Annotated in this window: 16 protein-coding genes and 1 pseudogene; 3 read left to right on the top strand and 14 right to left on the bottom strand. The window is 32.6% G+C overall.

Going from position 1 to position 18,970, the window contains the following annotated elements; translation table 11 throughout:
- Positions 1-5 precede the first annotated feature (5 nt).
- The 4 genes and pseudogenes from BLV79_RS06845 to BLV79_RS06830 form a co-directional block, all read right to left on the bottom strand.
- A complete protein-coding gene (locus tag BLV79_RS06845; RefSeq protein WP_074717496.1) occupies positions 6-2,039 on the bottom strand; it encodes a methyl-accepting chemotaxis protein in 2,034 nt (677 codons plus the stop codon).
- 131 nt (positions 2,040-2,170) lie between these two features.
- A pseudogene (locus BLV79_RS06840) lies at positions 2,171-3,142 on the bottom strand (Na/Pi cotransporter family protein); the annotation flags it as partial.
- Positions 3,143-3,347: 205 nt separating this feature from the next.
- Positions 3,348-4,697 carry a sensor histidine kinase gene (locus BLV79_RS06835; RefSeq protein WP_074717412.1) on the bottom strand — a complete coding sequence of 450 codons (1,350 nt, stop codon included), beginning with the start codon at positions 4,695-4,697 and terminating at the stop codon, positions 3,348-3,350.
- The gene (locus BLV79_RS06830; RefSeq protein WP_074717410.1) at positions 4,678-5,370 is read right to left on the bottom strand and encodes a response regulator; all 693 of its coding nucleotides are present in this window, start codon (positions 5,368-5,370) and stop codon (positions 4,678-4,680) included. Before BLV79_RS06830 ends, BLV79_RS06835 begins: the two co-directional genes overlap by 20 nt.
- A 587-nt stretch (positions 5,371-5,957) precedes the next feature.
- Here BLV79_RS06830 and BLV79_RS06825 point away from each other — a divergent pair.
- Positions 5,958-7,922: a [Fe-Fe] hydrogenase large subunit C-terminal domain-containing protein gene (locus tag BLV79_RS06825; protein WP_074717408.1), complete on the top strand. Its 1,965-nt coding sequence runs from the start codon at positions 5,958-5,960 to the stop codon at positions 7,920-7,922.
- 253 nt (positions 7,923-8,175) lie between these two features.
- Here the strand turns inward: BLV79_RS06825 and BLV79_RS12565 are convergent, their stop codons facing one another.
- The 7 genes from BLV79_RS12565 to BLV79_RS06795 form a co-directional block, all read right to left on the bottom strand.
- Positions 8,176-8,325, bottom strand: a complete 150-nt coding sequence (locus BLV79_RS12565) for an RNA methyltransferase (protein WP_242871450.1) — start codon at positions 8,323-8,325, stop codon at positions 8,176-8,178.
- Positions 8,326-8,356: 31 nt separating this feature from the next.
- Positions 8,357-9,847: a 23S rRNA (uracil(1939)-C(5))-methyltransferase RlmD gene (rlmD, locus tag BLV79_RS06820; protein ID WP_074717400.1), complete on the bottom strand. Its 1,491-nt coding sequence runs from the start codon at positions 9,845-9,847 to the stop codon at positions 8,357-8,359.
- A 69-nt stretch (positions 9,848-9,916) separates the two neighbouring features.
- The gene (locus BLV79_RS06815; protein ID WP_074717399.1) at positions 9,917-10,177 is read right to left on the bottom strand and encodes a hypothetical protein; all 261 of its coding nucleotides are present in this window, start codon (positions 10,175-10,177) and stop codon (positions 9,917-9,919) included.
- A gap of 121 nt (positions 10,178-10,298) precedes the next feature.
- Positions 10,299-12,527, bottom strand: a complete 2,229-nt coding sequence (gene pcrA / locus BLV79_RS06810) for a DNA helicase PcrA (protein ID WP_074717398.1) — start codon at positions 12,525-12,527, stop codon at positions 10,299-10,301.
- A gap of 143 nt (positions 12,528-12,670) precedes the next feature.
- Positions 12,671-13,444 carry a DUF4190 domain-containing protein gene (locus tag BLV79_RS06805; RefSeq protein WP_074717397.1) on the bottom strand — a complete coding sequence of 258 codons (774 nt, stop codon included), beginning with the start codon at positions 13,442-13,444 and terminating at the stop codon, positions 12,671-12,673.
- Between the two features lie 156 nt (positions 13,445-13,600).
- Positions 13,601-14,179: a hypothetical protein gene (locus tag BLV79_RS06800; protein WP_074717395.1), complete on the bottom strand. Its 579-nt coding sequence runs from the start codon at positions 14,177-14,179 to the stop codon at positions 13,601-13,603.
- Positions 14,180-14,373: 194 nt separating this feature from the next.
- On the bottom strand, positions 14,374-14,793 hold the full coding sequence (locus BLV79_RS06795) for a hypothetical protein (RefSeq protein ID WP_074717393.1): 420 nt from the start codon (positions 14,791-14,793) through the stop codon (positions 14,374-14,376).
- A 175-nt stretch (positions 14,794-14,968) separates the two neighbouring features.
- On the opposite strand from BLV79_RS06795, the gene BLV79_RS06790 reads away from it, so the two are divergent.
- Complete coding sequence (locus BLV79_RS06790) at positions 14,969-15,640, top strand: DUF1836 domain-containing protein (protein ID WP_074717494.1); 672 nt, start codon at positions 14,969-14,971, stop codon at positions 15,638-15,640.
- A 166-nt stretch (positions 15,641-15,806) separates the two neighbouring features.
- Here the strand turns inward: BLV79_RS06790 and BLV79_RS06785 are convergent, their stop codons facing one another.
- Complete coding sequence (locus tag BLV79_RS06785) at positions 15,807-16,106, bottom strand: YerC/YecD family TrpR-related protein (protein WP_074717390.1); 300 nt, start codon at positions 16,104-16,106, stop codon at positions 15,807-15,809.
- A gap of 132 nt (positions 16,107-16,238) precedes the next feature.
- On the opposite strand from BLV79_RS06785, the gene BLV79_RS06780 reads away from it, so the two are divergent.
- Complete coding sequence (locus BLV79_RS06780; protein ID WP_074717382.1) at positions 16,239-17,087, top strand: CPBP family intramembrane glutamic endopeptidase; 849 nt, start codon at positions 16,239-16,241, stop codon at positions 17,085-17,087.
- 184 nt (positions 17,088-17,271) lie between these two features.
- Here the strand turns inward: BLV79_RS06780 and BLV79_RS06775 are convergent, their stop codons facing one another.
- Entirely contained in the window at positions 17,272-17,757 is a 486-nt protein-coding gene (locus BLV79_RS06775; RefSeq protein ID WP_074717380.1) for a COG2426 family protein, read from the bottom strand.
- Between the two features lie 54 nt (positions 17,758-17,811).
- The gene (hisC, locus tag BLV79_RS06770) at positions 17,812-18,873 is read right to left on the bottom strand and encodes a histidinol-phosphate transaminase (protein ID WP_074717378.1); all 1,062 of its coding nucleotides are present in this window, start codon (positions 18,871-18,873) and stop codon (positions 17,812-17,814) included.
- Positions 18,874-18,970 lie beyond the last annotated feature (97 nt).

The following is an 18,970-nucleotide window of genomic DNA, read 5'->3' as shown; positions in this document are numbered from 1 at the left end:
CAATATCATTTGAAGAATGATATCTCTTCTTTTAACTTATCTGCTACAATCTTCAACGAATCTGCTGAAGATGCAAGCGTTGTTACAGTTGCTGACAATTCTTCCATAGATGCTCCCGTTTCCTCTGATGATGCAGCATTTTCCTCACTTATTGCAGAAAGTGAATTCATTGCATCCGCAACAACATTATTGGCATTTACACAAGTAGCAGTGTTTTCTTCAATATTTTTTGCGCTACTTACTGTAGATGAAATATCGTCTATCATTGTCCTTACGCTATCTACCGTCACCGTCAAAACTTCTTCCTGTTTTTCATTTCCTTTTTGAACATCTAACGCCATATCAACAGCTGCCTGAGATTCCTGTAGAAGTACATCCATTTCTACCCTTATCTCATCGGCCATATTTCTAGAATCGTCGGCTAATTTACCAATTTCTTCTGCAACAACTGCAAAACCTTTTCCAGCCTCGCCTGCTCTTGCAGCTTCTATTGAAGCATTCAAAGAAAGAAGATTTGTCTGAGCCGCAATTGATGCAATTCCTTCAACTTTTTCATTTATCCCTGAAACTGCCTCACTCGTTGCACCTATCTTTTCACTTATTTTAGAAATATAATCCCGCATCTCTTGACTACTTTCCTGCAATTCACTTAGGCTTTCAGCTGACTCTTTACTTATATGCTGCATTTTTTGTGCTAACTCTGATAGATCATTCGTATTCAATTGTACAGAACTTGTAGCCTCTCCTATGTCTCCAACACTCTCTGTTACACTTTGAATTTCATCTGCCTGCTGAGAAGCACCTGCTGCTATTTCCTGAACAGCATTTGCAACATCTTCAGCCGTCTTTGAAATCTGATTTGCTGTTTCTGCAAGATCATCCGAAGAATTATTTACAGAAACTGTTGATTCCTTAATATGTACAACCAAACCTTCAAGCTTTTCAATTACGGAATTCGTATATTTTATAAGAAGACCAAATTCATCTTTTCTATTGATATATTTTTTTACGTACTCAAATCGTCCTTCTGATAAAGCGTTTATCGAATTATCTAAATGCTCTAATGGTCTCGTAAACGAAATTGCCATATTGAATGCAATAACTATTGAAACAACAACCATAATGACACCAATCAGCATTATTAAACGAGTACTTCTATAAGTTGGTCCCATAACTACATTATAATTAGCTCCAGATAACACTATCCAACCTGTAGATTTATCTTTTACAAATGACATAACCATTTTTTTACCTTGGTATACCACTTCTGCTGTACCAGAATCATTACTTTGTGCCTCTTCATATGCACCTAATTTACTACAATCCATCAAATTTTTAGGGTCTATTTCATATTCAGAATGTCCTATCAATAAACCATTGTTATCTAGAATAAATCCCTCTTCCTTTTTATCCTTGTTTACAACTTCTTTTAGTATATCATGTAAAAATGACGCTCTATACGGTCTTTGAACAGTTCCTATTACTTTACCTTCATCATTTTTTACAGGTACAACAATAAATATTGTAGCATCGCCGCCAGATTTACCCGCATAAACACTTGAGACTACAACTTCACCTTTTAATGCATCCTGAAAATACTGACGATCTGATACATTTTGCAACTTTCCTGAAGATCTTACCAATTGGTCGCCATTTGCAACTGTTACAGCAATTGAATTCTCACCCTGTAAGTTATCTTCTACGTTCTGTAACCATTTTTTTATATTTTCACTATCATACTTTTTGGAATCGTCTTCCATAAACTCTATAAGTTCATGATTACTTGCAACCGCTTTTAAAGCTACAATCATCTCATTCAACTCTATCTTGTATGATTTACTTACCTCTTTTGCTTTTTGATAATTAATCGTTTCAATATCTTCAAGTGACCTATCCATAGAACTATTATAACTTATCATAATAGCAATAAATACTGGAACAGCACACAAAACAACCATAATTAAAATTAGCTTTGTACGAACACTACTCATAAACGGAATTTTATCTTTTTTTGATACTTTATCATTCTTTTTTTTCATTTCAACCTCCACAATACAATCAAAACAAATATGAGAACTTACCTTCTCATATTTTATCGTCAAATAATCAAAAAGAATTGATAATATCATACCCTTCTCTTATACTATTCAATTATTTCAACAACTTCATTTTCTGGAATCAATTTCGTTGCAATCTTTTCAAGTAACTCAGAAATCGGAAGCAAAAGGACTGTACAAAGGATATTAAAAAAAGAATGACACACTGCAATTCCCATTAAACCTGCTGACTCTCCTAGTATGTCAGGAGCTACAACTACTTTTATGATGCAAAAAACACTCAGCCATACAGCCGTTCCAATAACATTGAAACATAAATGCACTAATGCAGTACGTCTGGCATTTTTGCTTGCTCCTACTGAGGAAATAATCGCAGTTGCACACGTTCCAATATTTTGCCCCATAATTATTGGAATTGCAGCACCATATGTTACAGCTCCAGTAGATGCAAGTGCTTGCAAAATCCCGACAGATGCTGAACTTGACTGAATAATAGCCGTTAAAATAGCACCTGCTAAAACTCCAAGTACAGGATTAGTAAACATCAAAAACAGCTTTTGAAACTCTGGCAAATCACGCAATCCCGATACAGCTCCTGACATATTTTCCATTCCATACATTAAAGTTGCGAACCCTAATAAAACCATTCCAGTGTCATTTTTTTTAGAATCTTTCACAAACATAAACAGAATAATACCTATTAAAGCCAAAATTGGAGTAAATGAAATTGGTTTTAACAAACTAACAAAAATATTTTTACTACTTATTCCTGACAAACTAAGAATCCAAGCCGTAACTGTTGTTCCAACATTTGCTCCCATGATGACATTAATTGCCTGACGTAATGTCATAAGCCCAGAATTAACAAAACTTACCACCATAACTGTCGTTGCAGATGAACTTTGTATAACAGCTGTCACTCCCAGTCCCGTTAAAAAACCCATAAATTTATTAGTCGTAAGCTTTTCTAATAAACTTTTCAAACGATTCCCTGCTCTGCGTTCAAGTGCCTGACCCATCAACGTCATTCCAAATAAAAATAAACTCAAACCTCCAATTAGATTTAAAATGTTAAAAATATTCATACACACTCTCCATTCTTTTTGGCATATTTTATATCTTTTTTGATACACCATATACCATACATAATATACTTATTGTTCTTTGTTAAGTTTTCTTTCAAGGAAATGGTATCAATAAAACATCAAATCTATTATCCATCTATTGTAAAATCCATGTAATATTACAAAAATCACAGCTCCTTAAATAACTCTTTTTTTATTCTATTATTTATTCCGATTCATTAGGCAACTTTACGATAAATTCCGTACCCTCCCCTATTTTGCTTTTTACTTCAATATTTCCACCGTGGATTGAAACCGAGTGTTTAACTATTGAAAGTCCAAGTCCTGTACCACCAACTTCCTTACTACGACTTTTATCAACACGATAAAATCTTTCAAATATACGTTCCATACTTTCCGGCGGAATTCCTATTCCAGTATCTTTCACCCTTAAAATTATACCAACTGCTGACTGCTGTACATCAACTTCAACCTTTCCACCACTATGATTATACTTAATTCCATTTTCACAAAGGTTATAAACTATACTATATAAAAGTTGTGAAATTGCCCTAATTGGAGCCTTAGAGCCTTTCAATGTAACATCTACTCCTGACGAAGCAGCTTCAACCTCTAAACTGTCTATTGCATTTTTTGCAATAAAATACATATCACACTCTTCCCATTTCATTTCCGCTCCACCATTATCTAACTTTGTAAGCTCTATAATATCCTCAACTAGTTTTAACATACGTTTAGTTACTTCCCTTATTTTTCCTGCAAAAGGTTGTATATCTTCTTTTTTTACCATGCCGTTTTCAACTAATTCAGCATAACCTGATATAGCATGAAGAGGCGTCTTTAATTCATGCGAAACATTAGCTGAGAACTCCTGCCTGATTAATGAAGCCTTTTCTATTTCTTTTTGATCTCTTTTTAATTGTTCCTGTTGAAACTGAATACGTTTAAGAAGCGGCGCTATCTCTTCATATTCTTCTTCCTTAAAATATTTCATGGGATTGTCTAGATCTATACTATTTATTGGTTCTAGAATTCTTTTAGTCAATCTTGATGCAAGAAAAAAAGAAAAAAATAATGCTATCAAAATAACAAAACAGATTGGCTGTGCAAATCCAAGTAGCAACGTCCATACTGGCATCTGAATAATTGACAGTCGCAGTATTGAATCATCTGATAATCTTTTTGCAGAATATAATTGTTTATCTGATAACGTGCTAGAAAAACGAACACACTCACCATATCCATTTTTAATTGCTTCTTTTATTTCCTTTCGTTTCAAATGATTCTCCATCTTGTTTTTATTAATGGCATTATCGAATAAAACTTTTCCATCAGAGTTAATCCACGTCACACGATATTCTTTTGAATTTATTTTTTTGAGATAACTTATTCCCCCCATCTCAACGCCCTGTGACGCCAGCTCTGTTTCAATTTTAAGTTGCTTCGCCTGAATCCTTGAAAAATAGCTGTACGAAACACCCATAATAAATATCAGCGATGATAAAAAAACAACAATTGCTACACTCCATATTGCATTAAATATTCTTTTGTTCATGTGCAACACCTTCCATCTTATATCCTACTCCACGCACAGTTTTTATCATATTTCCACACTCATTAAGCTTAGTTCTTAGGGTACCAATATGAACATCAACTGTCCTTGTTTCACCTGCAAAATCACTTTCCCAAATTAAAGACAACAACATCTCTCTTGTAAATACCTGTTCTACATTTTCAGCCAAAAGCTTTAACATTTCATATTCTTTTAAGGTTAATACTATATTCTTATCATTTACTGTCACTTTATGTTTATTTTCATCAATCAGTATATTTCCGCATCTTATAAGCCTTGATGTTTTTTGTGGTTTACTGCGTCTTAACACTGCCTTGATTCTCGATAGCATTTCCATCATTCCAAATGGTTTCGCTAAATAATCATCAGCTCCACTATCTAGACCTATTACTGTATCATATTCGCTGCTCTTTGCAGTAGCCATTATGACCGGAATATCTTTTGCATCAGAAGATTCTCTTATTTTTTTTAAAATAGTAATACCATCCTCTCCTGGCAACATTATATCTAATAAAATAAGTTCTGGTTTTTTCTCATTCATCTTTTTCCAAAAATCAACACTATCATAAAATCCACAAGCTTCAAATCCTGCGGCCTTAAGCGTATATATCATCAATTCCCTGATACTGTTATCATCTTCTACACAATAAATCATCTTACCTCTCCTTCCCAATCATTATATATATTATACTATAAAAAACCTGTAAATTTTATGATCCAGCTATTGTAAAATTTATGTAAAATAATTTGTATTATATTTATTTTGTAACGTAAATTAGGTTACAAAATAAATTTGATTCATTATGAAAGTTTTATTGAGAAAAGTCCTGAACTGTCAACTGAGATAATGAAGTGTAAAAAAGCTCAAATTCAGTGTGGATCAGCCGGTCAAGTTGTTTTAAAGTATGATATCTTACTGACATTGATTTCTTTGTATGGTTCAGGGAGATGATGACACGAATGTATCTCCATAGATTAATTGGAAGTTATAGAGATGATAGAAACACAGAGGCTGAGAATACATATTGCATCACAGGAAGAAATGGAACGCACCATTGAAACGGAATCCAATGAAGAATTAAAAACAGCATATACAAAATAGCCAAAAAAGTGATTTTTGTCTAAAAAGTAAGTACTAACTTTAAGAAATCCTTTATTTTGCTCCGATATAAGAATCATATAGTTGTACATTTTCCATTTGCGTTTTATCGAATGATCTAACGACAGAAAAGGAGGTCTTCAATGAATAACGGTTCTTTTGAATCTCTAGTTTACACCACCGATCAGTGCATTGGGTGTAATAAATGTGTAAATGCCTGCCCCGCCATGGGTGCCTGCATGTCCGTTGAAGGACAAACCAACGAGGACAGGACAATTCACGTAAATTCCGAATACTGTGTTTCATGCGGAGCATGTATTGATGCTTGTAAACACGGTGCAAGAAAGTTTACCGATGACACAGATAAATTCTTTGAAGGCCTAAAGAAAGGAGAAAAAATCTCACTTCTGATAGCTCCTGCTTTTTTGGCAAATTATCCTAGGGAATACGGCTCAGTCCTTGGAGGCTTAAAAAAACTCGGAGTAAACAGGATCATATCCATTTCATTTGGTGCTGATATAACCACGTGGGGATACCTTAATTATATCCAGAAATACAACTTTGTCGGCGGCATCTCGCAGCCATGTCCTGCGGTCGTACGATATATTGAGAACTACACACCGGAGCTTATTCCCAAACTCTTTCCTGTACAATCGCCCCTCATGTGCGGTGCTATTTATTGCAGAAAAGTTCTGGGCTTAAAAGATAAGCTTGCCTTTATTTCGCCATGTATAGCCAAGAAGCTTGAGATAGAAGATCCTAACAATGCAGGGCTCGTTCAGTATAATGTAACTTTTGAACACCTTATGGATTATGTTAAAGCCAATAAAATTTCAGGTCCGGACGCTTCCGACGAAATTGAGTATGGTCTTGGTTCCATTTATCCAACCCCCGGTGGTCTTAAGGAAAATGTTTACTGGTTTCTTGGAGACGATGTAGCAGTTCGCCAGATTGAGGGCGAAAAGCGAATGTATGAGTGGCTTCAGAAAAATAAAAAGCACATAAAGGATAACCAGACTCCGTTCGTATTTATAGATGCTTTGAATTGTGAAAATGGATGTATCTGCGGAACTGCTGTAGATTCAAAAATGAGCGAAACAGACGACGCGCTTTACAATCTGATCCGGATAAAAGAAAAGTCCAAGAAGAATAAAAGAGGCGATGCCTGGTCACGACCTGATTCACCTGCAAAGCGCCTTGCTAATCTTAATAAACAGTTTAAAAAACTAAATCTAGAGGATTATCTTAGGAAATATACTGACAGGTCAAAGACAGTATGCTACAAGGAGCCAAGCGAAACTCAAAGGGACGAGATTTACAAATCCATGGGAAAACTTACCAAGGCGTCCAAACAGATCGATTGTACTTGCTGCGGATACGATACCTGCCGTGATATGTCAACGGCAATATTTAACGGCTTCAATGTAAAAGAAAACTGTATCCATTACCAGAAAGGTCTGGTGCAGCAGGAAGTTAAAATTGCCGAGCGTCTTACACAGGAAGTTGAACAAAAGCGTGCCGAGGAAACCGAAGTACATAACAGACTTGTTAACGCCATTGCTGATATAAATTCCAAGTTTGAAGAAATAAACGAAGCAATAGCAGGAATTGTTGCCGGAAATGATTCCAACGCCAATGACTCCATCAATATTGCCGGAAAGGTATCAGGTGTTGTTAATTTCACCGAGCAGCTCAATGAATCCATGGAAAAGATCAGATCCATGATAGATCAGCTGGGAAATGACAGCCGGAAAGTCGTTGAGATCGCCAACAACACAAATCTTCTTTCTCTTAATGCTTCTATTGAAGCCGCAAGAGCAGGAGAAGCCGGAAGAGGCTTTGCAGTTGTGGCATCGGAAATCAGTTCTCTTGCCACAAACTCCAGAGAGACAGCCAACAACAGTACATCAAATCAGGCTAACATTGATAAGGCTGTAGTAGAGATAATGAGTGAATCAGAGAAGCTTGCAACCGAGATCGATGAGATAAATAAAATGACTCAGAATCTAGCTGCATCTACTGAGGAAATGTCAACGTCAACTGTTCATATTCAGGAGACTATAGTCAGAGTTAAGAATGTATTAGAAGACCTGATCAAGATGAGCTGAAAATACATAGTAATGTCAATGGGGTGCCGCAATTTATGCGACACCCCAAAATTTATTCCACCATTAACTTATACGCAGAGTGACCAGATACTTATCACATATCGTCACACTAAAATCCTTCTCTCTCAATTTATCTATATATTATCGACATTTTTTCTTTCAAAATGTACTCTGTTGCATGAAACGACTATAAAACAGCAAAAAAAGACTATGACACCCCATTCAAACGGATAATCATAGTCTTTAGATTAAATCATCTTAAAAATCTTAAAGCGGCTTCAATAGCCTTTACCTTTTCTTCCGGACATCTAGGCTGTCTGCTGTTCTCTGATTTTGGCTGACGGTGAGAATTATCATTCTCACCGTTCGCGGCAGTCGTCGAATCGGACTGCAAGCAGTCCATTCTCCTCGTTGCTTCGCGTATATTATAATTATCACGCTCTATGATTCCATGCTTCTGCACTTGTAAGATCAAGCTCATCCATATCCACCTTTACGTTGATATGGTGCTTCGCTTCATGAAGTTTGGACAATAAACATACTGTTTCCACATTCGCAGTAAATGGAAACATATCAACACAACGAACTTTTTTTAATTTATAGCCTCGAGCCAGAAAGATTTCTAAATCTCGGGCTAAGCTTGTAGGTTTGCATGAAATATAAACCATATTTTCCACACCATAATCTATAATTTTGCCTATTGCCTTTGGATGAATTCCATCTCTTGGAGGGTCAAGTACAATATAATTTGGCTTTTCTTCTATATCATCAATTACCTTAAGTACATCCCCAGCAATAAATTCACAATTATCAATATTATTAAGTTTAGCATTGTCTTTTGCAGCTTCAACTGCTTCTTCAATAATCTCAACACCTACCACTTTTTTGGCAACTGGTGACATCATTTGAGCAATTGTACCAGTTCCGCTATATAAATCATATACAATTTTATCATTTAGTGCCGATTCATCCTCAACAGACTCTCTTATAAATTGTCTTGCTGTCTCATACAAAACTTCGGCTCCCAATGAATTAGTCTGGAAGAATGAAAAAGGAGAAATCTTAAACTTAAGTCCTATGATTTCTTCAAAAAAGAAATTATCTCCAAACAAAATATCTGTTCCTTCATCTTTTACTACATCTGCTAAACTATCATTCTTAGTGTGTAAAATTCCTTTAATTTTTCCAGTATATTTTGCGTTTAACAGTACATTTTTAAATCCTTCTAACAACTCATCCTCATTAACTTGTAAATTTTCCACCTGAGTTGATGTAATTAAATCTACAAGTATTTCTCCAGTTTTTGTGGCTTTTCTAACAAGAAGATGTCTCAAATATCCTTCATGTCTCATTCTATGGTAAAAAGAAATATTTTTTTCTCTAAAATAATTAGTAACCTCTTTTAAAATTGTTCTAAAGTCACCATCCATTATCTTACACTCTGTAACAGGAACAATATCATAAAAGCTCCCCCTTTTATGCATTCCAAGAGCCAAAGGTCCATCTAAATATTCATCTCCAAAAGTGAACTCCATCTTGTTTCTATATTCATTTGTTGAAGGACTTGCAATTGCAGGTAAAAATTCATATTCACATTTGTCTTTAACTGCATCTTCAATTAATTTTTTTACTTGATTTTCCTTTAACTCTAATTGTTTTTCATAAGGTAAGCTTTTATAAACGCACCCACCACAAATTCCAAAATGAGGGCAATCGCATTTTTCTTCTAATGGTGATTTTTCTACTACTTCCATTAAACGACCCTCTGCTTTTCCGCGACGAACTTTATTTACAATAAATTCTACCTTTTGGCCTGGAATAGTGTTTTTTACTATTACTTTCTCTCCATCTTCAGTAAAAACAATACCCTTGTTTGGAAATTCAATTCTATCAACGATACCCTGAGTTCTTGTTCCTTTTTTCATTAATCTATCTTATATCCTTTCTTAAAAAAAAGGGCTACCTTAGTAGCCCTCCTAAAAATTAAACTGAATTTATTTTACATCATCAAATGTTTCATCGTCTTCATCGAAAAAATCATCATCGAATTCATCCTCAAAATCATCTTCAAAATCATCAAGATAATCTGGTGTGAAGAAACGATATACTCCATAAACTGCTGCTGCGATAGCTACCACTGCACCAATTATTGCAAAAATAACAACTGCTTTAGAAGGTTTCTTTTCTTCTTTAGCTTGTTTGTTAATTAACTCATTTAGTCTAGCTGTGTTTAAAATATCTTCTACTTTATTCATTTTATCCCACCACTCCTTCTCAACATTTTTCGTTTACATATATTTCATATACTTTTTATATAATAAAATTATAACATATATTTCGTGTTTATAACAGAAAAAATACATAGCAAACAGATTTTTACTGAACTTTTTTTAATTTTGCAAACATTGCAAACATTTTCTTTGTTCCAAATTTGTCAAAATCAACTGTTACCTCGTAATCTCTGCCACCTGCAACAATTCCAGTTACTGTTCCCTCGCCGAATTTAATATGCATAACTCTGTCACCCACATCATAGCTTAAACTTTTCTCTTTAGTCGAAGTTGTATCAAATGATTGCTGATTATAACAAGGTACACTCTTAAATGCCTGTTTTGCTTTTCTGTATGCTGTTTTACCAGTTACTTCCTGTGGTTTTTGCTTATGTTCTTCATAAACACCATCTAGTAATTCATCTGGTATTTCTCTGACGAATCTCGAAATTGTGTTAAATTGCGTTTCTCCTCGAATCATTCTCATCTTAGCCGATGTTAATGTTAACTCTTTTTGGGCTCTTGTAATTCCAACATATGCTAGTCGTCTTTCTTCTTCCAGCTCTTCTAAATCTCCACTAGAAATGGTCATATATCCTGGAAAAATACCTTCTTCCATTCCACTTAAGAATACATATGGAAATTCCAAACCTTTTGCACTATGTAAAGTCATCAACACAACATAATCGTTAGATGTATCTAAAGAATCTATATCCGCTACAAGTGAAACATTTTCAAGGAATCCACTAAGCGATGGATTATCTTCACTTTGCTCATAATCAACTACTTTAGATATAAGCTCGTCAATATTCTCTATTCGAGCCTTAGATTCCTCTGTTCCTTCAGCTTTAAGATTCTCTACATATCCTGTATCTTCTATAACTGTTTTTAATAATTCTTCAACTGAAACAAGTTTAGCCTTAGCCTTAAGTGCCTGAATAAATGTAACAAAATTTTGAATCTTAGAAGAAGCACGTCCAAGCGAAGCAATAGTGTCCGACTGAACCAATGCCTCATACAAATCAATGCCACTTTCATACGCAAATGCTTCTGCTTTTCCAATACTTGTAGTTCCGATTCCTCTTTTAGGAACATTTATTATTCTTTTAAGAGCTAAATCATCTGTTGAATTATCTATAACTTTAAGATAAGATAGCAAATCTTTTATTTCCTTTCTAGAATAGAAATTAATACCACCTATAATCTTGTAAGGAATTCCATTTGCTATAAATTTTTCTTCTAAAATACGTGATTGTGCATTTGTTCTATATAAAACTGCACAATCATTAAATGAGGCGCCTTCTCTCCTTACCTTAGTCAATATCCTATTAGCAATAAAGTTTGCCTCATCATATGCTGTATCTAATTGTTTTAGTTTAAGTACTTCGCCCTTTTCGTTGTCAGTCCATAATGTTTTTTGTTTTCTTGAAACATTATTTGCAATAACAGCATTAGCAGCATCTAAAATGTTCTGAGTAGATCTGTAGTTTTGTTCAAGTTTAATTACCCTTGCATTTGGAAAATACTCTTCATAATTGAGAATATTTCTTATATTAGCGCCTCTAAACTTGTATATAGACTGATCATCATCACCCACAACACATAAATTCTTATATTTTGATGCAAGCAATCTAATAAATTCAAATTGACAAGTATTAGTATCCTGATACTCATCAACCATTATATATCTGAATCTATCCTGATATCCTGCCAAGACCTCTTTATCCAATTTAAAAAGCTCAACTGTCTTAAAAAGCAAATCATCAAAATCAAGTGCATTATTGTTTCTAAGTGCTATCTGATACTCTTTATAAACCTGCGCCTGCATTTTCTTAATATAATCTGTACCAGCCATTTCAGCAAATTCATCCGGCCCAACCAATTCATCTTTAGCTCTTGAAATCGCATTTAAAAACATTTTATCCTTATAAATCTTAGGATTAATCTCAAGTCTTTTAATAATATCTTTTATTAAAGATTTTTGGTCATCTGTATCATATATTGTAAAATTATTCGAATATCCTAATCTATCAATATATCTGCGCAATATTCTAACGCATGTAGAATGAAAAGTAGAAACCCAAACACTCGCAGCCTCACATCCTAACCCCGAGATGTTTTCTATTCTTTCTTTCATTTCATTTGCCGCTTTATTAGTAAATGTAATCGCCAATATATTATAGGGATTAACACCCTTTTCCTGAATCAAATAAGCTGTTCTGTATGTTAAAACTCTAGTTTTTCCTGAACCTGCACCCGCCAAAATCAATAAAGGACCATCTGTGTGTTCAACCGCCTGTTTTTGTTCATTATTCAACGTACTATAATCTATCATTTTGATTCCTTTCTGCAAATATAATCCATACATATATTTGTTTTATAATCCATTATAACACAACTAATTATGCTATAAAAAGACTAATAAACAAAAGCAGAATTCTCTAACAATTTAAAGACTAGTCATAATATTATTTACTCTTACTCTAGCGCAGCAAAAAACATAATAAGAACAAAAAGTCCAATTCTTATTCCGCTAATAACTATACCAATAACAGCACAAGTACGTCCTGTATTGATTTTGCTTTCTATAACACTATTTTTTACCAATCTATCTGTTTCTTTTATTTTGTTTAATGCTATTATTCCACAAATCAATGAAACAACTGCAAAAAAGATAATAGAAGTTACTAATGAAACAATGCCTAATGTCGAAATACCATTAGCTTCGCTCATACTTCTTGCATATTCTCTATCATATAAAGGATTCATAGGATTTGGATATCCCTGATTGTATGCCCCGTTATTGTACTGCTGATACTGAGCTCCTCCATTATACTGTGGATTACCATTATACTGATATCCTCCGTTATACTGTGGATTACCATTATACTGAGCTCCTCCGTTATACTGTGGATTGCCATTATACTGAACTCCTCCGTTATACTGTGGATTGCCGTTATACTGAGCTCCTCCGTTATACTGTGGATTGCCATTATACTGAGCTTCTCCATTATATTGGGCTCCATCGTTGTACTGATACTCTCCATTATACTGAGTATTTTCAGTGTACTGCATATTTGGTTGCTGATTCTGATACTGTGTATCAAAATTATTTTGTGTATTCTGTTGTTGATTATTAGCACCAAACTCTGTTATATCAACTTGATTATCTGATAAATCATTATCTTTTGTTAAATTTACCGATTTATTATTTCTAGCCATAATCTCATCATTATTTTCAAATTCTTGCATAAAATTATTCTCCTTATTTTCAATAATATACTACATACTGTATTATTTTATCATTTTTTCCCAAACAAAAAAAGACCACAACTAAAAATAAACTTATAATTTTCTAATTAAATAAACTAAGTTATTATTTAGCGTAGTCACTTTTGTTTTTTTTAATTAACCAAATACTCTTAAAATACCAATAATACTATTTACAACAGATAATCCAAAACCAATACTTGCTACTATTGTAGCTGTCCTTTTTTTGCTTAAAGCTATTTCATCAGTTGTATAAATATTTCCTAACTTTACAAAAACAATAATACCAATTATCCATCCAATAATCGCCAATAGAATTCCTAAAAAACTAAACCATGATAGAATCAACATGTTCTGTGCAGCATTACGTTCTTTCATTATTTTCGAAATTTCGTATTGATCTTGTCCCATATTATTGTACTGAGCAGTTCCATAACCTTGTGGTTGTGAAATATTATTGTACTGAGCAGTTCCATAACCCTGTGGTTGCGACATATTATTGTACTGAGCAGTTCCATAACCCTGTGGTTGCGACATATTATTGTATTGCTGATTCTGTGCACCTATATTATATTGGTTTCCGCTTTCAAACTGTGAAGCGACATTATTCTGAGCTTCTACATTATTCGTATTAAAACCATTTAAATTTTCTTTAGCTAAATCCACAGATCCATTATTATCATACATCATATCATTTTTATTTTCAAAATCTTGCATAGGATTATTCTCCTTATCTCCTAATATCTACTATTATATAGTTTATTATTTTTAACATTTATTTCCAACTAAAAAAAGGCTGCATCTAAAAATAAACTTAGATCTTACAAAATTATAATTACATAAACCAAAGTTTGAATTTTATCAACAGTCCTTTTATAATTATTTCTATTTTTCCTTTTTAGATTAAAACACTATCTTAAACGTAGTGAAACAGAAATAAAGAATACTATCCAAGAAAGCGTAAAGCCAATAGTTGCAATAGTTTTAGCTGACTTTTTCTTGTGTAATGCAATTTCATCAGTTGTAATAATCTTTCCTACCTTTGAAAAGACAATACCACCAACTATCCAACCTACAAGTGGTATAAGTATTCCAAGTAAACTAAACCATGAAAGATGATATGCGCTACTTGCCGCATCACGCTCTTCTAATATCTTAGTATCATCATATGGATTCTGATAAGCATAACCACCCTGCTGATTTCCATAACCCTGGTTTTGTGCAGCATAATTGTACTGCTGATTGTTTTGATTACTTCCTTCCATACCTACATTTGCTCCTTGAAACTGACCATTGGCAGTATTCTGATTTAAATTTTCAAATTCACCCATTTTATTTCCTCCTATAAATGTCGAGTTTTAAAACTAATTCAAAAATTAATTAACAACATACATTTATGATATCCCTATTCTTTTTTTTTGTAAATAGTTATTTTTTTCTTTTTTTATCTTGTTATGTGGTTTTAATTACTATATAATGTGATATGAGGTGTATACTATGAATGATATGAATATAAAAGATTTTTTAAAAGAGCTTCTTGATACTTTACATTCAATGGATTATGTTAAATCTCAAGAGGTTCCAAATATAAATTTATATATGGATCAAGTGACAACTTTTATGGAAACACAGCTTGCCAACGTAAAACGTCACGAAGATGATAAAATCCTTACAAAAACTATGATTAATAACTATGCCAAGAATGACCTTTTACCTCCACCTGAGAAGAAGAAATATTCTAAAGAGCATGTTTTAACCTTGTTATTTATATATTATTTCAAAAATATTTTAAGTATTAATGACATAAAATCTGTCTTAAATCCTATTACTGATAAATATTTTGGTGGCGATAGTAAAAATTTCAATATGGAGTCTATCTACAATGAAGTTTTTAATCTAGAGCACGAGGAGTCTAAGAAGTTTTTAAAGGATGTTGGAAAAAAATATATGATTGCTACTGACACATTCATGGATTTTCCAGAAGAAGACCGTGATTTTTTGCAGCAGTTTAGTTTCATATGCCTTTTAAGTTATGACGTATATTTAAAGAAAATGATTATCGAAAATACTATTGATAAGATTAATGCCACTTATTCAACAGATTCAGATTCCACAAAGAAGAAAAAAGATAAAGATAAAAAAGACAAAAAAAATAAAGAAAAGAAAAAGTCGCAATAAAAAAGACAGGTAAGAATGCTCTTATCTGCCTTTTTTTGAAGCTTTTGTTCGATCTTTAATAATATATATTTTTTTTATTCGTTTAATATTTTCTTTGTTTAATATATTAGTTTATATCTTTAAACTAACTCTACCACTTATTAATGATTATATAATGATTGTTTTATTATTTCGATTCTTCATCTTTTAATCTTGCAAATACTAAATCATATCCGTCATTTCCGTAATTTAATGAACGATTTACTCTACTAATTGTTGCTGTTGATGCGCCCGTTTTCTCAGCAATATCTAAATATGTTTTCTGTTCTCTAAGCATACCTGCTACTTCAAATCGTTGTGATAGTGATAACAACTCGTTTACTGTGCATACATCTTCAAAAAATGTATAACATTCTTCTCGATTTTTTAAACACAAAATGGCATCAAATAAATGATCGACTGCTTCTGTTTTAAGCTTTTTGCTCATCACTTTTACCCCTTTTCTCATTTGGTCAAACTTTATTTTAACATATTAAAGTTTTAACGTAAAGCGCAAGTTGATTTTTTTTATACTTTTGTTATATAATATTTGTAAAAAGTTTAGATTGGAGATTTTTATATGAAAAGAGTAGCCTTTTTCTTTGCTGGATTTTCAGCAATTCTATTGGGAATAGTTTCTCAATTATTCTCGACATACTTCTTCGTATTTATGAGAGAAATTTTTTATTTTCTAAGATACAACAGACGAAGTGTTCAATATGACGCAGGATATATAATGATTATTTATTCCATTATATTAATCTTTTTTATTGGATATTTGTATAACCATTTTTTAGGTGGATCACTTAAAGTTACAGACTTTACCAAAGGACACACTTGGGGAATCATCGGTTGTTGCGTTATGTTAATTCCAGCTACACAATTTTTAGCAGGTATGATTCAGGTTTTTTATAATATGTTAGCCCCAGAGGTTGTAAGAAACTATGAACATCTGATTAATGACTCTGGTTTAAACGATAATAGTATTTTACCAATGCAGCTTTATGCTATAATTTTTGCACCACTTGCTGAAGAATTCTTATTTAGAGGTTTTGCTTTAAGAATGTTCAAAAAATCCGTTCCTTTTTGGATTGCGAATTTATTTCAAGCTTTAGCTTTTGGTATTTATCACATGAATCTTGTTCAAGGAACATACGCATTTGCCCTTGGAATTATACTTGGATACATATGCGAAGGATGTGGTTCCATTTATTTTTCAATGATTTATCACATTCTATTTAATATATGGGGAACATTAATCTCTACTACCTTAATTAAATCATCTATCAATAAAGGGGTTATAGGATTTTTCTATTTTATTGCATTATTAATTTCTCCATTATTTATTTGGTTATTAAATAAATGTATATCAAGCAGACGACTTTCTTTAAGCCTACAACAAGAATTAGAATATCATAACATGAAATAAAAAATCTGGATGCTAATATTTTTTAATAAAAAATGTTTGATGTTGATATTTTTTTTAATAGAACAAAAGCTCTATATTCTTTAGGATTGTAAACTAAGGTTTTATCCATAGAATATAGAGCTTTTTAATATTCAAAATACAAAACTTTATTATATACCAAAAACATTCTTATACTATAAATTCTTTATGCGCAGAATAGTCTAAATACAGTAACACCGAGTGTTGCAATCTTTGAAGCACTTAACATAATCACTCCAGCCAACAATACGCCTGACATTACGGCTATAACTGTTGATTTAAAATCCATATCTAAGATACTAGCTGCAAGTGTTCCTGTCCATGCACCTGTTCCCGGAAGAGGAATTCCTACAAATAAAAACAACGCAACAAATGTGTTTTTTCCAACTTTTTCTTGAAGCTTTTGACCACCTTTTTTTCCTTTTTCCAAACAAAAAGTAAAAAATTTCCCGATAAAAGGTTTATCAGCTCCCCATATAAGAACTTTTCTTGCAAACAAATAAATTATAGGTACTGGCAACATATTTCCTAAAATACATAATGCATATGAAGCTAATGTAGGTAACTTCATTTGATCAGCATATACAATTGCACCCCTGATTTCTACTAATGGAACCATAGAAATCAAAAAAGTAATAAGATAATATAACATATTCTATTTCCTTTCTCATAAGTTCAAACCTATACTATGTTACATAATAATTAATCATTTTTCAAGGTATTGCTGTAAAAAACTGATTAATTTTTCCATTTCATCATCTGTTCCTATTGTAATTCTAAGATAGTTATTAATTCTTTCTGGCTTAGAAAAATAACGTACATAAATTCCTGCTTCTTTTAAAGCTTCAAAAATATCTTTTGCTTTTTTTGACTCATGTTTTGCAAAAATAAAATTACTCTTTGAATCTTTAAAACTAAATCCAAGGTCTTTTAATTTTGCCTTAGTCCATTCTCTTGTTTTTATTATCTTATTTCTAGTTTCATCAAAATATTCTCTATCTTCTATTGCCTTTATACCTAACTCAATTGCCATTGTATTTAAAGTATATGAATTAAATGAATATTTAACGTCATTCAAATATTTGATAAGCACTTTATTTCCCATTGCATAACCGATTCTTGCACCAGCCATTGAACGAGATTTAGAAAATGTCTGAACTACTAACAAATTGTCATATTTATGAATTAATTCTAGTGCACTGACTCCTCCAAAATCAATATATGCTTCATCAACAATTACTATAACGTCTTGATTATTTTGAATTATTTTTTCAACTGATTCAAGTGGCAATAAAGCGCCTGTAGGGGCATTTGGATTTGGAAAAATAATACCTCCATTCTCAACACTATAGTCATCTACTACTATTTCAAAGTTATCATCTAGTGGGATTTGTTTGTATTTTATTTTTAACATATTAGCCCAAACATCATAGAATGAATAGGTAATATCTGGAAAAAGAATAGGTTTTTCACTATTAAAAAATGTCATAAAACACATAGCAAGAACATCATCTGAGCCTACTCCTACAAAGACTTCATCATTTGAAATATTGTGAAATTCAGCAATTGCACTTGTAAGTTTTCCTATTGTAGGATCTGGATAAAGACGTAATTTATCAATACTAAGATTCTTCCACTCTTCATAAACTCCCTTTGAAGGTGGATATGGATTTTCATTTGTATTTAATTTAATAATATTTGCTTTTTTTGGCTGTTCACCCGGTGTATAAGGAACAACCTTTCTAATATTTTTTTCCCAATCTTTCATAATTAACCTGTTATGAAGTGACCTTTGTCAAGTGTAAATTGCAAAAATCACCACATTTCCTTTCTTTTAAATTTTAACACTGGGTACAGAGGTAGAA

The sequence above is a fragment of the Lachnobacterium bovis DSM 14045 genome, from assembly GCF_900107245.1.
Classification (GTDB): domain Bacteria; phylum Bacillota; class Clostridia; order Lachnospirales; family Lachnospiraceae; genus Roseburia; species Roseburia bovis.
Note: the sequence above shows the minus strand (reverse complement) of the source record. Positions and strands in the feature narration are given on the sequence as shown.

What these genes read in the sequence shown, in the direction of transcription:
- BLV79_RS06845 (WP_074717496.1), bottom strand. Translation starts at nt 2,039, where the DNA reads ATGAAAAAAAAGAATGATAAAGTATCAAAAAAAGATAAAATTCCGTTT.
- BLV79_RS06835 (WP_074717412.1), bottom strand. Translation starts at nt 4,697, where the DNA reads ATGAACAAAAGAATATTTAATGCAATATGGAGTGTAGCAATTGTTGTT.
- BLV79_RS06830 (WP_074717410.1), bottom strand. Translation starts at nt 5,370, where the DNA reads ATGATTTATTGTGTAGAAGATGATAACAGTATCAGGGAATTGATGATA.
- BLV79_RS06825 (WP_074717408.1), top strand. Translation starts at nt 5,958, where the DNA reads ATGAATAACGGTTCTTTTGAATCTCTAGTTTACACCACCGATCAGTGC.
- BLV79_RS12565 (WP_242871450.1), bottom strand. Translation starts at nt 8,325, where the DNA reads ATGGACTGCTTGCAGTCCGATTCGACGACTGCCGCGAACGGTGAGAAT.
- rlmD (WP_074717400.1), bottom strand. Translation starts at nt 9,847, where the DNA reads ATGAAAAAAGGAACAAGAACTCAGGGTATCGTTGATAGAATTGAATTT.
- BLV79_RS06815 (WP_074717399.1), bottom strand. Translation starts at nt 10,177, where the DNA reads ATGAATAAAGTAGAAGATATTTTAAACACAGCTAGACTAAATGAGTTA.
- pcrA (WP_074717398.1), bottom strand. Translation starts at nt 12,527, where the DNA reads ATGATAGATTATAGTACGTTGAATAATGAACAAAAACAGGCGGTTGAA.
- BLV79_RS06805 (WP_074717397.1), bottom strand. Translation starts at nt 13,444, where the DNA reads ATGCAAGAATTTGAAAATAATGATGAGATTATGGCTAGAAATAATAAA.
- BLV79_RS06800 (WP_074717395.1), bottom strand. Translation starts at nt 14,179, where the DNA reads ATGCAAGATTTTGAAAATAAAAATGATATGATGTATGATAATAATGGA.
- BLV79_RS06795 (WP_074717393.1), bottom strand. Translation starts at nt 14,793, where the DNA reads ATGGGTGAATTTGAAAATTTAAATCAGAATACTGCCAATGGTCAGTTT.
- BLV79_RS06790 (WP_074717494.1), top strand. Translation starts at nt 14,969, where the DNA reads ATGAATATAAAAGATTTTTTAAAAGAGCTTCTTGATACTTTACATTCA.
- BLV79_RS06785 (WP_074717390.1), bottom strand. Translation starts at nt 16,106, where the DNA reads ATGAGCAAAAAGCTTAAAACAGAAGCAGTCGATCATTTATTTGATGCC.
- BLV79_RS06780 (WP_074717382.1), top strand. Translation starts at nt 16,239, where the DNA reads ATGAAAAGAGTAGCCTTTTTCTTTGCTGGATTTTCAGCAATTCTATTG.
- BLV79_RS06775 (WP_074717380.1), bottom strand. Translation starts at nt 17,757, where the DNA reads ATGTTATATTATCTTATTACTTTTTTGATTTCTATGGTTCCATTAGTA.
- hisC (WP_074717378.1), bottom strand. Translation starts at nt 18,873, where the DNA reads ATGAAAGATTGGGAAAAAAATATTAGAAAGGTTGTTCCTTATACACCG.